General features: G+C 69.6%; 15 protein-coding genes. 4 read left to right on the plus strand and 11 right to left on the minus strand.

Going from position 1 to position 13,425, the window contains the following annotated elements:
* Positions 1-611, minus strand: a 611-nt coding sequence (locus C1708_RS32945) for a pentapeptide repeat-containing protein (RefSeq protein WP_198602779.1), incomplete at its 3' end; no start/stop codon positions are given.
* Positions 612-906: 295 nt separating this feature from the next.
* Between C1708_RS32945 and C1708_RS32950 the strand changes: the two genes are divergently transcribed.
* Entirely contained in the window at positions 907-2,229 is a 1,323-nt protein-coding gene (locus C1708_RS32950; RefSeq protein WP_198602780.1) for a site-specific integrase, read from the plus strand.
* Between the two features lie 755 nt (positions 2,230-2,984).
* Here the strand turns inward: C1708_RS32950 and C1708_RS32960 are convergent.
* The 8 genes from C1708_RS32960 to C1708_RS35985 form a co-directional block, all read right to left on the minus strand.
* A complete protein-coding gene (locus tag C1708_RS32960; RefSeq protein ID WP_106416592.1) occupies positions 2,985-3,428 on the minus strand; it encodes an NUDIX hydrolase in 444 nt (147 codons plus the stop codon).
* On the minus strand, positions 3,425-4,084 hold the full coding sequence (locus C1708_RS32965; protein ID WP_106416593.1) for a dTMP kinase: 660 nt from the start codon (positions 4,082-4,084) through the stop codon (positions 3,425-3,427). The genes C1708_RS32960 and C1708_RS32965 overlap by 4 nt, the downstream gene beginning before the upstream one ends.
* Positions 4,081-5,625 (minus strand): B12-binding domain-containing radical SAM protein, encoded by a 1,545-nt coding sequence (locus C1708_RS32970; RefSeq protein WP_106416594.1) that lies wholly within the window; start codon positions 5,623-5,625, stop codon positions 4,081-4,083. Before C1708_RS32970 ends, C1708_RS32965 begins: the two co-directional genes overlap by 4 nt.
* The gene (locus C1708_RS32975; protein ID WP_106416595.1) at positions 5,613-6,443 is read right to left on the minus strand and encodes a DNA glycosylase family protein; all 831 of its coding nucleotides are present in this window, start codon (positions 6,441-6,443) and stop codon (positions 5,613-5,615) included. The genes C1708_RS32970 and C1708_RS32975 overlap by 13 nt, the downstream gene beginning before the upstream one ends.
* Positions 6,444-6,990: 547 nt before the next feature.
* Positions 6,991-7,692 (minus strand): hypothetical protein, encoded by a 702-nt coding sequence (locus C1708_RS32985; protein WP_106416597.1) that lies wholly within the window; start codon positions 7,690-7,692, stop codon positions 6,991-6,993.
* Complete coding sequence (locus C1708_RS32990; protein ID WP_106416598.1) at positions 7,689-8,114, minus strand: DUF6415 family natural product biosynthesis protein; 426 nt, start codon at positions 8,112-8,114, stop codon at positions 7,689-7,691. The genes C1708_RS32985 and C1708_RS32990 overlap by 4 nt, the downstream gene beginning before the upstream one ends.
* Positions 8,111-8,563 (minus strand): ATP-binding protein, encoded by a 453-nt coding sequence (locus tag C1708_RS32995; protein WP_241911488.1) that lies wholly within the window; start codon positions 8,561-8,563, stop codon positions 8,111-8,113. The genes C1708_RS32990 and C1708_RS32995 overlap by 4 nt, the downstream gene beginning before the upstream one ends.
* Positions 8,560-9,030 (minus strand): ATP-binding protein, encoded by a 471-nt coding sequence (locus C1708_RS35985; RefSeq protein WP_106416599.1) that lies wholly within the window; start codon positions 9,028-9,030, stop codon positions 8,560-8,562. Before C1708_RS35985 ends, C1708_RS32995 begins: the two co-directional genes overlap by 4 nt.
* Positions 9,031-9,284: 254 nt before the next feature.
* Here C1708_RS35985 and C1708_RS33005 point away from each other — a divergent pair, with 254 nt between their 5' ends.
* Both C1708_RS33005 and C1708_RS33010 read left to right on the plus strand, forming a co-directional pair.
* Positions 9,285-10,616 carry a hypothetical protein gene (locus tag C1708_RS33005; protein ID WP_241911489.1) on the plus strand — a complete coding sequence of 444 codons (1,332 nt, stop codon included), beginning with the start codon at positions 9,285-9,287 and terminating at the stop codon, positions 10,614-10,616.
* Between the two features lie 9 nt (positions 10,617-10,625).
* Positions 10,626-11,177 carry a GNAT family N-acetyltransferase gene (locus C1708_RS33010; RefSeq protein ID WP_106416600.1) on the plus strand — a complete coding sequence of 184 codons (552 nt, stop codon included), beginning with the start codon at positions 10,626-10,628 and terminating at the stop codon, positions 11,175-11,177.
* A 25-nt stretch (positions 11,178-11,202) separates the two neighbouring features.
* Here C1708_RS33010 and C1708_RS33015 read toward each other — a convergent pair whose 3' ends face one another.
* Positions 11,203-12,408 carry a tyrosine-type recombinase/integrase gene (locus tag C1708_RS33015; RefSeq protein ID WP_106416601.1) on the minus strand — a complete coding sequence of 402 codons (1,206 nt, stop codon included), beginning with the start codon at positions 12,406-12,408 and terminating at the stop codon, positions 11,203-11,205.
* Positions 12,405-12,614, minus strand: coding sequence for a hypothetical protein (locus C1708_RS33020; protein WP_106416602.1), 210 nt, complete (start codon positions 12,612-12,614; stop codon positions 12,405-12,407). Before C1708_RS33020 ends, C1708_RS33015 begins: the two co-directional genes overlap by 4 nt.
* A 272-nt stretch (positions 12,615-12,886) precedes the next feature.
* On the opposite strand from C1708_RS33020, the gene C1708_RS33025 reads away from it, so the two are divergent.
* The gene (locus C1708_RS33025; RefSeq protein ID WP_106416603.1) at positions 12,887-13,351 is read left to right on the plus strand and encodes a hypothetical protein; all 465 of its coding nucleotides are present in this window, start codon (positions 12,887-12,889) and stop codon (positions 13,349-13,351) included.
* Positions 13,352-13,425 lie beyond the last annotated feature (74 nt).

Genomic DNA, 13,425 nt, shown 5'->3' on the forward strand with positions numbered 1-13,425 from the left:
TGGGTGAGGTCCGCGCCGTTGAGCTGAGCGTGGGTGAGGTCCGCGCCGCCGAGTTGGGCGCCGGTGAGATGCAAGGCAGTGAGGTCAGGATGCTGGTCGGGGTCAACGTGGTGGCGGTTCTGTGGGCGGGTGAGTGTGGTCAGTGCCTGCTGCACATCCGCCGCAGGTTCAGGAGGCAAGCGTTGCGGGATGGACGGCGGTGGCAGCTTCGGTGCGGGGCGTGGCGCGCGCTCCCGGATGAACGCGTTCAACACCTGCGTCGCGTGCGTGGCCTGATCCGGGGCGTCCTGGACGATCTGCTCCAGTGCGATGACGCCGCCGATGCGGACGTACATCTGGTCGGAGCCCAGGCGCTCCAATGCCTTGACGAACCGGTCGGTGACCTGACCACGCCGGGTGAGTCGGTAGGTGGATGCGGTGAACAGCAGCGCGATGCCGGCGCCGAGGACGGCAAGGAGCTGCACCACCGCCGTGCGGAACCCGGTCGCCAGGGCCGCCTGTCCCGGCATCGGACCTTTGCCCTTGAGATGGTCAGCGTCCAACCACCACGGCCCCCGCCACACCAGCAGCACCGCTCCGACCGCTACGGCCGCCACCAGCGTCCAGCCCACGGCGAGCAGGAGGCGTCTGCGCGTCTTCTGCGACGCAACCAGCCCCCGGGCCCACGCGACCAGCCGCCGCTTCGTCCATCGTTCACGCATACCCATTACACAGCGGCAGAGGACTCCCCGGTTCCTGCGCAAGCCGCGCGCTGCCGTGCGTCCCGGCTCCGCTCGCTCCTGGCTCCGCACCCTCGCGGACGCCTGGGTGATGTTGCGATCCGCTTCCGTCTGTTGCCGTCCGTCCCCGTCTGGCGTCGGATAACCTCTCCTTATCCGACGTCAGGAACCGCAGGAGGAGCGCCCGTTGACCACCGCCCCCGAGCACCCGTCAGGAGAGGCCCCCGGGCCACTCGTTACCGCCGTCCCCGACGAGCGGGCCGCCCGCTTCGCCCAGTGGGCCGAGCGCCACGGTGTGGAGGTCGCCCAGCGCCTCCAGGACGCCGAGGAGTTCGCCGACGAGGTACAGCGACGCCTCACGCCCGCCAACACCACCGACACGTACGAGAAGGCATGGAGGGTCTGGACGCGGTTCTGTGCTGAGCGCGAGCTGCCCGAGGAGGAGGCGACCCGCGGCCTCCTGGTGACGTTCGTCGTGTGGATGCTGGACCGGGGCCAGGTGAGCGGGAAGGGCTACGCGCCGTCGTCCGCCGGGACGATCCTCGCCGGGGTCGTCGTGGAGCTGCGCCGCCGTGGCGTGGAGGTGAGCCGGGACGACCAGGCGGAGGCCCGGGCGCGGCTGGGGGCCGCCGCCGTGAAGCTGCTCCAGGCCGGGGAACGGCGCGGCCGGGGCCAGGCGGCCGCGGCCGAGGTGCCCGACCTGTACCGGGTGGTGCGCGCCTGCCCCGACACCCTCGCCGGGGCCCGGGACAAGGCGCTCATCCTGACCGGCTTCCACTACGCCTCCCGGGCGCAGGACCCCGCCGGCCTCCTCGCCGGGGACGTCACCCTAACGCCGCGCGGCCTGGTCGTGTCCGTCCTCACCGGCAAGACCAAGCACTCCGTCCGGGACGCGAAGATCAACTATCAGGCTGACCCGGAGGTCTGCCCGGTGGAGGCGTGGAAGGCGTACCGGGCTCGCCTGGCCGCCGAGGCCGCGCCGCGCTGGTCGGAGCCGGACGCGCCCGCCTTCGTCGGCGTCGACCGGCACGGCAACGTGACTGGCGGCATGGTCCCGGACTCCGTGACCCGGGCCGTCAAGCGGATCAGCGTCCGGGCCGGGGTCCCCCTCGGCTGGACCGGCCACTCCCTCCGCATCGGCCTAGCGACGACGGCCCGCAAGCGCGGGAAGGACGCCGTAGCGATCGCGGACCAGGGCGGTTGGGCTCGGCACTCCCGCTCCATGAACGGCTACTTCCAGCGGGTCGACGGGTGGGAGGACAACGCCACCGCCGGCCTCACGGGCCCGGGCTCACCTCAGCTTGTTCAAGTCCCGCTGACTCATGCCGAACAGCACGTTCGGCTCGTCGTACCGGAAGGGGTATCCGACGATGAGCGCGGCAGCGATGAAGACCCCGTTGGGCATGTAGACGTCCGTCGCGTCCTCGATCAAATGCTTCACACCGTAGCTGTTGGCGGAGCGCGTCTTGATCGGCATGACGTTGTTATACAGCCACTGGGCCGTCTTTAGGACCAGGTTCTCCTCGCGTCGCAGCCGCTCGCGCGCGGCTGCGAGTTCGGCACGCCGCCGGCCAACGGTCAGACGATCGGAGTCAAAGACGCCGATGCCGAAGTCGGTGAGCGTCCTGTGCTCTTCCATCACTTCGGCCAGGGTCGGCCAGCTGAGCTGGCGGCGGTGAGCGGCCATGTACGTCGTGCCGGTGGCGGCCTGAAAAGCGTGAATCCACAGCTTGTGACGGCGGTTCTGGGTCATCGGGTTCTCCTCGCAGGGCTGCCCACGTCCCCCGCACGGATGTCTGATGACCTTGGCGGAAGTGCTGGGCGCGATTCGGAAGAACCTTGTCCTCGCCGTCACGGCGGACGTGGGCCACTGTGACTCGGAGCGGGCAGGCGCTGGCTGCCGGGAGCAGTATGGCACGGTCGGTCCCCCGTGGTCGAATTCAGGGTCAGGAGGCCAGCCCCGGCGAGCGCTGGAGGGCGTACGTAGGCGAGGCGGCCGACTCGATGGCGGGCAGCAGATGGTCCTCGGCCGCAGGGAACATCGGTACAGCCGTTGGTGCTGCGCGTCCAGGCGGGCAGAGCCCGCAGCGTGGCTGCCTGGTCGTCCGGGGCGCCGGTGGGTACGCGGATGCGGAGATGGCCGGTCTCCCCAGTGACCTGTACTGCGCGAACCACGCCCGCTCGGTGCCGCCTGAGGCGGGAGGAACGCTGAAACCCCCGCCGGAGCGGGGGTTTCAGGGCGGGCAGAGGGCTGCCTGGCGGGTGTTACTTCCACCCATGCAGGGTCAGGGTGCCGGCGGACTGGTCGAGGCAGCCGCGTAGGCCCGCTCCCGGGTACTCGATGATGTCTTCGGGGAGGTCATGGTCGGCGAACCACTCGAGCGCGAGGCACTTGGCCGGCTCCTTGTTGACGGGTGTGCCCTCCCACTCGGTAGCCGAGAAGAAGAAGCCGATCCGCTCGAATCCGCCTTCCTGGTGGTGCACGACGTGAAGGAGCCGGAGCTGAGCGGGGTCAGTCCTGACGCCGGTCTCCTCGAACAGTTCTCGGGCCGCCCCGACGGTCAGGGGCTCGCCCTGGTCGAGCTTGCCGGACGGCAGGTGCCACCGACCGTAGCCGTAAGGGCCGCCTCTCTGCGAGAGGAGGATCTTCTCGCCGTCACGGAGCAGGACGTGGGTGTCGATGGTGGGCTGTGCCGGCTGTCCGTTCATGTTTCCTGAGGGGTCGGGGAGGTAGCTGAAGCCTCCGACGGTAGCGGGAGGGCGAGGATCGCATCGGCTATTCGCTGCGCAACCTCCGGTGGGGTGATCTCGGTGGTGTCGATGCCGAGCACCTTGGCGCCCATGCCCTCGATGGATGCCGCGGCGTCCTGGTACAGCTCGACCTCCCGGGCCGGTGCAGTCGGGTCTGCTCGGAAGCGATGCGTCACACCAGCTCTGGCGACACGGCCCGCGATCGTGTGGGGGGCAGCGGTGAGGATCACTGCCAGATCGGGCGGTGGCGCATAGGCGTTGAGAAGGCGGAGAAAGTCGAGGGGAACGCCGTCGAGCCGCTGAAGGACGAACGTGGATGCCACGTACCGGTCGGAGATGAGCAGGTCCCCGCGGGCAAGGGCTGGATTGATGGTGGTTTCCACGTGCCTGTACCGCGCGGCTGCGACGAGGCAGGCCAGAGCCATGCCGTGAAGCTGACCGCCGTGCGTGCGCGTGAAGTCACCGAGGAAGTCGCCCGAGGGCGGCTCGACCGTCCACTGAGCGGCGACACTCCGGGTGGACAGAGCAGTGCGCAGGTTCCGAATGGTGGTGGACTTCCCGACTCCGCTCGGTCCGTCGATGCTGACGAAGATTCCTTTGCGCGCCCCGGTCATGCGGCGGCTTCCAGTCCGGTCGTCCGGTTCCGCTCGTACTGTTCGCGGGTGAGCAGGGCAAGCGTGGCCCGGATCTCCTCAAGGGGGACATCCCCGAACTGGATCCCGACGCTGAAATTGAATTCGTCGCGCTGGCGCATGGACTCCTCGGCACCGTCCTGGGTGAGGTCCACGTCGCCGTAGGCGAGAAGTTCGTCCGCCTTGTAACCGTCCTTGATGAGGGTCTGCCACACCGGGGTGCCGGGATAGGGCCGGAACTCGAAGACGCTGGCCCGGATGTCGCCGGGGTGCTGGTCGGCGATGGCCCACAGGTTGCGGATGTGCCGGACCGTGGCGGTGAGGTCGTCCGAGGACTCGCCGGGGAAGCCGAGGATGAAATAGCCCTTCACTCCGATGCCGTGGGCGACCAGGCGCTGGGCGACGCGTTCGGTCATTTCGGCGTCGATGCGCTTGTCCATGGCGGCAAGGACGCGGTCGCTGCCGGACTCGATCCCCAGGGCGACCTCCCGCAGCCCGTTGGCGACGAGCCTCTCCAGCTCATGGTCCGTGCAGCGGTCGAGGACATTGATGCGTCCGGTTGCGTCCCACACGTACCGGTCGCCGATCCGGTGCCGGGTGAAGGCTTCCATCTGCTCGTCGATGACCCTTTTGGCGCCGAGGAACAGGTCATCGACGAACCGGAATGCGGTCACGCCGTACCGGGCGTTTAGCGAGTCCAGCTCGCCGATGATGTTCTCGGGGGAGCGAACCCGGATCTTCACGTCGGGGTTGGCGCTCCAGGCGGCCCCGCAGAAGGTGCAGTTGTACGGGCAGCCGCGGCTGCCGACGATGTTCGCCTCCAGGTGCCCGTGGGCGGCGCCGGTCGTCAGCCATCCAGCTGCCCGGCTCGCGGCGAGGCGGCGGTCAGTGGGGGTGGGCACCGCACGGTAGGGGTCCTGCGGCAGGAAAGCCCGGTTCACGTACGGCAGGCCGTTGATGTCGGGGCCCAGCATCTGCCCGCTGGTGCAGGGGTCGGCCACGCCGCCAGCCCGGCTGCCGAGGACCGGGTCGCGCCAGAGCACCCCAGGCAGCTCCCGGCGGTGCTGCACGTCCTCCAGGAGGGCCGCGACGCGTAACTCCCCCTCCCCGAGAACCAGGGCCTTGAGGTGACGCATACGGGGGTCAGCGAGGACACGGTCCGGCATGGCCTTGGCGTGATGCCCGCCCACCATGAGCGCGATCTGCGGGTCCAGCTTCTCGGCGATGCGCGCGGACATCTCGTAGGTGGGGGCGAGGAGGTTCATCGCGGCCCAGCGCGGTGCCGTGTCGTTGATGATCTGCGCCGCTTCTTCGACGCCCAGCCCGTGCGCTTCGGCGTCGAGGACACCGACGTTGAATCCGGCGCGCTGGGCGTAGGTGGCGATGTAGGCCATCCCCAGCACGGGGAGGGTGTAGTCGTTGGTGCGTGGCCGCAGCCCGTAGTCGCGCAGTGGCGCGTTGACGAATACGGCGTCGAGCGGGTGGGCGGGGTCAGCGCCCGAGAGCAGCGTCAAGTGCCGCATGGGTCCTCCAGATCAGTGGGGGCGTGCGCGCCCCAGGTGAGGGTCGAGAGGGTCAGGGTGTGCAGGGCTGTGCGGTCGGAACCGGCCCAGCCGGTCCATAGCGGCCCGAACGTCTTGTCCTTCTTGTCGGGCCAGGGGTAGGCGGGGGCGATCCTGGCGGCCCAGGTCCGCACGGCGAGGTCGTCGTGCGGGTAGGTTCCGAAGTCGCCGGTGAAGTCGCAGGCGGCGGCAGCCGCGGTCCACGGGCCGACGCGGGGGATGCACGTGAGGGCGGTGGCCAGAGGGCCGGCGTGCAGGTTCTCCCAGGCGTGGTGCTTCCGCTCGTACTCCGTTGCAGCGGCCAGCAGGGCAGTGCGGTGGAACCTCGCGCCGACGGCTGTGAACTGCTCTTCGGTCAGGCCGAGGACCACGGCCGGCGCGGGCGCCACGGAGAGCGCGCCTTGCGGGCCCTCGACGGTGGTGCCGTAGGTACGACACCAGGCGCGGTAGAGCTTGCGGGCCTGGTCGGCGCGTACGACCTGCCGCAGGATCGCGGTGGTGACGGCGTCCCACAGCCATGGGTTCGCCAGCCGCTGGGTGACTCCGAGCCGGGCGAGCCCTTCGCGGAGAGAGGCCGGTGCCGTGGGCGGCAGATGGGCGGGGTCGGTGCTGACGAACTTGGGCTTGAAGTCCTCGGTGCCGTCCACGCAGGTCGTGTGAATGCCGTCCCGGTCGTGAGACACAGCCCAGATCCCGGAGGCGGTGCGGACGGCACGGGCATGTGTGCCGTCGCTGTAGCTGTGCCAAGCGGGGTGGTCGGTCGTCAGTACGACGGTCATTTGATGCTCCTGGTTGCGTGCGGTGGCTTGGCCGTAGCCTCTCGCGGCACCAGGGTGCGGCACGCCGTAGGTACGGGAACCCGCGCATCAGCCGATGAGCTGGTGCCGGACGAGGTGGGCGCGCATCGCCTGATAATCCGGAAGCGTCGGCGGGCGGGACTCCTCCGGTTCACTGCCCAGGATGGCGGGGGCCGGCCAGGTCTCCGGAGGAACGAGGAGGCCGGCTTCTCAGTGGTCATGGCGCTGAGGATGCGAGTGGCCAGGGGTGACGAGCCGGCGTAGAAATCGTGGGGACCTCGGCGGGATCTCGGCCCTGTGTGGGGAGCGGTTCCGCGAAAGCGAGGCGTAGAGGGTTCAACAGGTGCCTCCCTTGAAGGGTGATGTCCTTGCCGCCCGGTTGAGGAACGGAGCGGCAAAGGGGCGATGAGGCCCGGCTCGGGACGGTGAACTTGCCGTGGGGGAACACGAGTCGGACAGTGCGCCCCGCGCCGGGAGTCGAACCTGCTCGGCGGCCCGGTCAGGGGACACACGGGCCGCCGAGCAAGGGCTATGCGGTGCTCTCCAACTCGGTGAAGAGCTCGTCGAGGCTGAGCAGCCGGAACACGCCGAGCCTGCGGACCATCTGCGAGGCGAGAACGGTCGACAGGAGCGGATGGCCGTACGGGATCGGCCCGTCGGGGCGTTCCACGACCTGCACGTTTCCGTCGCGGACGCCGTAGCCGACGCCGTTCACCCCGTACAGCGGGGCGCTGAGAGCGAGGAGCACCGTCGGTTCGGCGGTGAGGTGCGGGCACAGCTCCGCGGCAGCGTGTGCGTGCTCCGGGCACACGGGCGGCTGGTTGGTGAGCACCGGCTCGTCACCAGGGTCCACGGTGTTCGGGCCCGCGAGGAAGATCCAGCCGAGCGGGGTCCGCGCCGGTCCGGCGCACACCTGGCAGCGCAGTGTCTGCATGCAGCCGCGCTGCCGCAGGGGGTGCATCATCCGCCACTGCGGCCGTCCCATCGGCCGCTCCTGGTCATCGACGGGGCCGAAGCCGCAGCGGGCCCACAGCACACCCCGCAGGTCGCGGTCGCGGGGGTCCTCGTCGGCGTAGCGGAGCCGGTAACGGCCGCCTCCGATCGGGGTGAACCGCAGGTTGTCGGGGGCGGCTTCCTCTCCCTCACGCTGGATGACAAAAGGGATCAGGCGCGGGTCGGGGCGCACGGTGGTATTCCTCGTACGGGGCAGGGTGGTGCGGGCGGTGGTCATGCGGCCTCCTCGAGGCAGCGGAGGGCGGCGAGCCGGTCGTGGAGTTCGTTGGCGGTCCAGCCCAGCCGGCGCAGGTGCGCTGTCGCCGCCCGGTACTCGCCGGGCAGGGGGGCGGTCTGCAGCGTGCGGGCGCGCAGGACGAGCTGCGCCGCGGCAGTGTCCTGTTCGGCCTGGCTCGCCACGGCGATGGTGACCAGTCGGGCGAGGTGCCCGCGGAGCCGCTCGGCGAGCTGGGCAGTGTACGCCTCGGGCGGGAAGACGTCGTCCAGGGCGGCGGCGACGTCGTCCAGCAGGGCGCCGCCGTCGAACGCGGTCCAGCCGCGGAGCCGGTCCAGCACGGTGGTGAGCTGCCCGATGTCCAGGGGTGGCGTCCACGGGCTCACAGGGCGGGTGGAGCGGGGGACGGTACCGGGCGCGGTCATGGCCTGTCGTCCACGGCGAGGGCGCACCAGATGGTGGCGCCGTCGTGGTCGGTTCCCCAGGTGCCGCCGTGCGCAGCCGCAAGGATGCCGACGAAGAAGAGGCCGCGGCCGCGCTCGGCGTCGTCGGGGGCGTTGCGGGCGACCGGCCGGCCGGGGGTCCCGTCGTGGACGGCCAGACGCAGGAAGCCGTCCCGGACCGTCACGGTCATGGTGATCTGCTTGCCGTCACCGTGCTGGATGGCGTTGGTGACCAGCTCGGAGACGATGAGCGTGACGTCGTCGACCAGCGCCTCGAGGCCGAAGTGGCGCAGCCGGGCCGCGGTCAGCTTCCGGGCCGTCCCCACGCGATGCGCGTCCTGTTCGGCCTCGTTCGCCACGGCGATGGTGACCGGCCGGGCAAGGTGCCCGCGGAGCTGCTCGGCGAACTGGGAAAGATCGGAAGTGGTCACTGTCCCTCCCCGGCAGGGAGGCAGCACCAGGCGCAGGTGCCGTCTGGAGTGAACCCCCAGCACCCACCGAGTTCGGACACGAGTATGTCGATCAAGAGCAAACCGCGCCCGTTCTCCGAATCCGGGCCGGCGTACTGCGGTGAGGGGACGGCTGAGGGGGAGCCGTCGTGCACTTCCAGGCGGATCTGGCCCGGGGCCTGCATGCAGCCGCGGACTTCCACGGACGGCCCCCGGCCGTGAACGACTGCGTTGGTACACAGTTCGGACACCACGATCAGGAGGGCGTCGACCTGTGTTTGCGGCATCCGGCTGTAGCAGCGAACCCATGCCCTGGTCACGCGGCGGGCGGCCTTGACGCTTTCCGGGGCTGCGCGCATCACCATGCCGAAGGCCGGTGGAAAGACGGAACCGGCGTGTACCGAAGAAGCCTCCAACAGGCTGGTCGATCCGGCTTCTCTGGGTGGCATAGGACGGAACTCCTTGGTTCGCGATTGTGCACGCCTGGGCACTCTGAGCGACTTTCCTAAGAGCGTGGCAATCAGCCCCGGACGGCTCCACCCCCAAACCGACCTCGGGATCTGGAGCGAAGTTGGCCCACTTCCTCGGAAGTTCCCCGGATCTACCTCGGAACCGCTAAGTCGCTTCGGAACAGGGCAACTTGCCTAGGAAAGCGTTCTACCGTCGGGGCGGTGACGTGCTCGGCAGAGGGATGGGAGAGACCATGTTGTTCTTCCGGCGCACCTGCGAAGCCCGCGGCATCCGCCATCCCGACGACTTCCTGACCCGGTACAGGGAAGCCGCCGCACGGCTCGGGCTGCAGAACGCGGACGAACCGGCTCCCAAGACCGTCGAGGGGTGGATCTACGAGGGCCGCAAGCCCCAACGGGTGTTCCGGCCGGTCATTGTCGAGATGCTCGGGTACAGCATCGAGACGTTATGGACGGAGGCGCCTGACAGCGCGACACCCAAGTTCGCTCCGCTCACGGACGCGTCACCAAATACATCCCCCACGGGCTCCAGTGCGGGCCTGGACGACATGAAAAGGACGGGCGCGATGGCTGTGCGACGAGCGAAGGACTTTCTTCTGGGGGCCGACCGCGAGCGAGTCGGCGAGGACACGCTCGGGCTGCTCGATGACGAGGTGCAGCGGCTCGCCGCCGCATACCCGCGCGAACCGCTTTCGGCGATCTGGGACGACCTGCTGGAGACCCAGGAGCAGGTCTTCCGCCTGCTGGAGGGCGGACGGGTCCGACCCTCGCAGTTGCGTGACTTGAACGTCAAGGGCGCTGTCCTGTCGTTCATGGTCGCCAAGGGATTCAACGACATGGAGGTCCCCCACCAGGCCCTCACCATGACCCGCGTCGCGGCCGCGTGCGCCCGCGACGCGGAGCACGCCGGCCTGATCGCAGCCACCGAAGGCCTCAAGTCCCTCATCACCTACTGGGCGGACAAGCCCACTGACGCCTACCACTACGCCAACCAGGGCGCAGCAGTGGCGGAGCACCAGCGCGGCACCGTCGGCCTGTGGCTCCTCGGTCTGCAGGCGCGTGCCGCCGCGGTGCTCGGCGACGAGGAGACGGTGCGCACCGCCAACCAGCAGGCCGCCGACCGGCGAGAGCGCGTCGTCCCCGACGATCTGGACGCCCTGGGCGGACTGTTCACCTATGCCTCGGAGAAGCAGCTCTACTACACCGTGGAGGCCGAGGCTCTCCTCGGCCACGGCGGTGCCCAGCTCGTCCAGCAGGCGGAGCAGGCCGTGCAAGGGTTCAGCGACCCCACCGCCCCGAACTGGGCCTTCGGCGACCTCGCCGGCTCTCAGTGCGACCTGGCGCTCGTCCGCCTCTACGGCGGGGACCTGGACGGCGCGGCCGCGGCCATCCGGCCGGTGCTCGACCTGCCCGCCTCGCACCGCAACAACGGCATCGTCATGTCGGCGATGCGGGTCCGGCACGCCCTGACGGGCGGCCCCGCCCGCGAGGCCGTCGTTGCGCGGGATCTGCGTGCGGAGATCGAGGCGTTCCCCACCAGCCGACCCGCTCTGCCACACAGGTAAAGTCCGGGCATGCACCCGGTAGAACGTTCCAGCGCGCGCCTTGAGCTGCGGGAACTCGCTCCTGACGACGTGGGAGCCGTGTTCGCCGTCTACGGCAGCGCCGAGGCGACGGAGCACCTGAGTTTTGAACCGCGCAGTCGTGATCAGGTCGAACAGATCGTGAAGCGGTCCATCGCCGCAGCCACCGCAACACCCCGCACCGAGTACGCCCTTGCCGTCATCGAACGGGACACGGCAGAGCTGATCGGGTTCGGCCGCCTGGCCACCGACCCGCACCAGCAGCGCGGCGCCACCATGGGCTTCGCGCTGCGCCCCGCTTCCTGGGGCGTCGGGTACGGGCTGGAGACGGTCAAGCTGCTCCTCGGCGTCGCGTTCGACGATCTGGACCTTCACCGTGTCTGGGGTGCACGCTCCCCCCTCAATACGGCCTCCGCCCGCACGATGGAGGCCGCGGGCATGGTCGAGGAGGGGACCATCCGGGAGCACGTGTTCAAGGCCGGGAAGTGGCGTGACTCCGTCGTGCACGCCATCCTCGATCGGGAGTGGAACGCCGCCCGCTGAACTCCCAGCGGGCGGCGCCCCGTTGTCAGGCAGTGCCGTCGAAGCCGCCGAGCGGCACCTTCGTCAGCGGGTCGTCCCCCGGTTTGACGAGGGTCCGGTCGTAGACCGTGTCCGCGGTGTTCGAGCCCTCCGACCAGCGACCGCGGCGGTTGCGCTCCCGCAGGGGCACCCCGGCCGCGATCATGTCGGTGTTCGGGCCGGCCCGCAGGCTGTGTGCCCGCACCTTCTTCCCGCCCAGGTACGGGATCCCGGCCCGGCCGGCGAGGAGCTGCACACGGTCGTTGACCGCGCCGCCCTTCATGCGCTCCCCACGCCGGGTGGCGAGCTTGCGGTTCGCGAGCCGGCCGGTGACGGTCAGGGCCCGGAAGACCGGGAGGTCCGGAGCGTGGGCGCCGAGCTCCTTGAGTACGGCGAACCAGGCCTTGGCGCGGTCGACCAGGCGGATGTCGTCGCGGTCGGCGATGAACTCGGTGGCGCCCTTGGCCTGCCGGTCCGTCTTGGACGTCGCCGTGGTGACGAGCAGCCCCGTGGGCAGGATCCGCACGTGCTTGACGAGCAGGTCGGTCAGCTCGGCGCGCCGGTGCAGGTTGGAGTAGGCAAGCGTCAGCATGAACGCGTCCCGCTTGCCGATGTTCGTGGACTCGTCGCACTGCTCGAGGCACTTGAGCAGGTAGGGAAGGGTGAGCGCGGCCGCGCGGTCGACCTCCCCGCCGGCGGCCGCCCACTCCTGCCGCCAGAGCCGGATCTTCCCGCGGACGCGCGTGGGGTCGGGTCGCATGTCGGCCGGTTGCCAGTTCCAGATGCGGCTCATGTACTGGCGGACCGTGTCCGGCTTGAACTCCCCTGCCTTTCCGCGACGGATGAGGTGCAGGCCGTAGGAGGTGTACGTCGCCGTGGTGCACGGATAGGCCACCCGCGGCGGATTCTGCCGCGCGCACCACTGCTGGAAGGCGCGGATGGTGGAGTCCCGGTTGATCCGCGTGTTCTCGGCGAGGTCCGGCTCGGCGAGGTCTTCCTTGTCCTCCTCGGTGATGCGGAAGTCGTCCTCCGTCCACGGCGGTCGCTCGTCGGCGCGCGGTGGCATCTCGCCGGGGGCGAGCATCGTGTGCCGAGTGAGCAGGTAGCGCACCGGCTCCGACTGCTGCTCGGGGCCGACGAGTTCGGCGTCGATGACCTCCAGCTCAGCGCCGCCGGGGTCGGGGTCCAGTCGTTCCAGTCGTTCGATGGTCACCGCGCGGCCTCGACCGGGTAGTCGGGGTAGTTATTCCAGCGTTCGGCCTGATCGCGGTACCCGGCCAGCGCGCGCACCCCGCTGAGGATGTCGCCGTGGCGGAGGAACTTCTCGGCCGCGCCGAGTGCGTACCCGGTCGACTCCCAGAACATCGCGCCGGTGATCTTGACGTGTGTTTCGGCGAGGGAGTTGCCCTGGCTCCCCAAGGGTGAGCCGTAGGGAGGCGCTTCGGTCGGATCCGGTCGCTCGCCCTTCGGGCTGTGTCCGTGTCCGGAGCCTCGCGTATGGGCCATGCGGGTCCCTTCCCCTAGGTGACGGCTATTCCAAGCAGAATAACCGCCAAGGGTGACCTAACTCAGCTCCGACGTGCCGAAGTTGGTCAGCCAAACCCTGGAATAACCCTGGACTCACTCTGAGAGATTATGGAACTCTTCTATCCCGGGCTAATTCCGGGTTAGTTACCTGAGAGGCGTTCTCCGTGGAAATCACGATCAAGCTCCCCGACCCGGCGTCACCGGAGGTCATCGCTGCGCTCGCCGACCTCCTTGCCCGCATCGGCTCTGACGCCACGGTCACCACCGACGCCGAATGGACCGTCGACCGAGCCGTGAAGCTCCTGCGCGACACCAACGCCCGCACGCTGGTGCTCGTAGAGGCGGCGATCGAGGGGGAGGGATGGGTCGACGGGCCGTCCTTCCGCGCCAAGTGGGGAGAGACTGCGCTGCGCGGCCCGTCCCAGACCATCACCAAGGCCATCCGCCGCGGTGCCGAGCGAGGCGACTGGTCCCCCGAGATCACGCCACCGTTCAAGCCGACCACCCCCGACAAGCAAGGCTGGTCCAAGACCGGAGGCTATTACCTCGCTGACGGCCTGCTTCCCGTCTTCACGGAGGCCATGCGGGTACTGAGGGAGCAAGGACCCGACAAAGAGAACAACACGTGACCACCAGACCATGGCTCCCTGTTGCTCGACCCGTCGTACCAGCGACGATCAAGCAGTGCGACTCGCTCAGCGCC

The sequence above is a fragment of the Streptomyces sp. DH-12 genome, from assembly GCF_002899455.1.
In the GTDB taxonomy this organism is placed as follows: domain Bacteria; phylum Actinomycetota; class Actinomycetes; order Streptomycetales; family Streptomycetaceae; genus Streptomyces.

Bases quoted from the DNA above. Each gene is read 5' to 3' on its own strand.
- C1708_RS32990 (WP_106416598.1), bottom strand. From the start codon at position 8,114: ATGACCGCGCCCGGTACCGTCCCCCGCTCCACCCGCCCTGTGAGCCCG.
- C1708_RS32970 (WP_106416594.1), bottom strand. From the start codon at position 5,625: ATGCGGCACTTGACGCTGCTCTCGGGCGCTGACCCCGCCCACCCGCTC.
- C1708_RS32985 (WP_106416597.1), bottom strand. From the start codon at position 7,692: ATGACCACCGCCCGCACCACCCTGCCCCGTACGAGGAATACCACCGTG.
- C1708_RS32965 (WP_106416593.1), bottom strand. From the start codon at position 4,084: ATGACCGGGGCGCGCAAAGGAATCTTCGTCAGCATCGACGGACCGAGC.
- C1708_RS35985 (WP_106416599.1), bottom strand. From the start codon at position 9,030: ATGCCACCCAGAGAAGCCGGATCGACCAGCCTGTTGGAGGCTTCTTCG.
- C1708_RS32960 (WP_106416592.1), bottom strand. From the start codon at position 3,428: ATGAACGGACAGCCGGCACAGCCCACCATCGACACCCACGTCCTGCTC.
- C1708_RS33005 (WP_241911489.1), top strand. From the start codon at position 9,285: ATGTTGTTCTTCCGGCGCACCTGCGAAGCCCGCGGCATCCGCCATCCC.
- C1708_RS32975 (WP_106416595.1), bottom strand. From the start codon at position 6,443: ATGACCGTCGTACTGACGACCGACCACCCCGCTTGGCACAGCTACAGC.
- C1708_RS33010 (WP_106416600.1), top strand. From the start codon at position 10,626: ATGCACCCGGTAGAACGTTCCAGCGCGCGCCTTGAGCTGCGGGAACTC.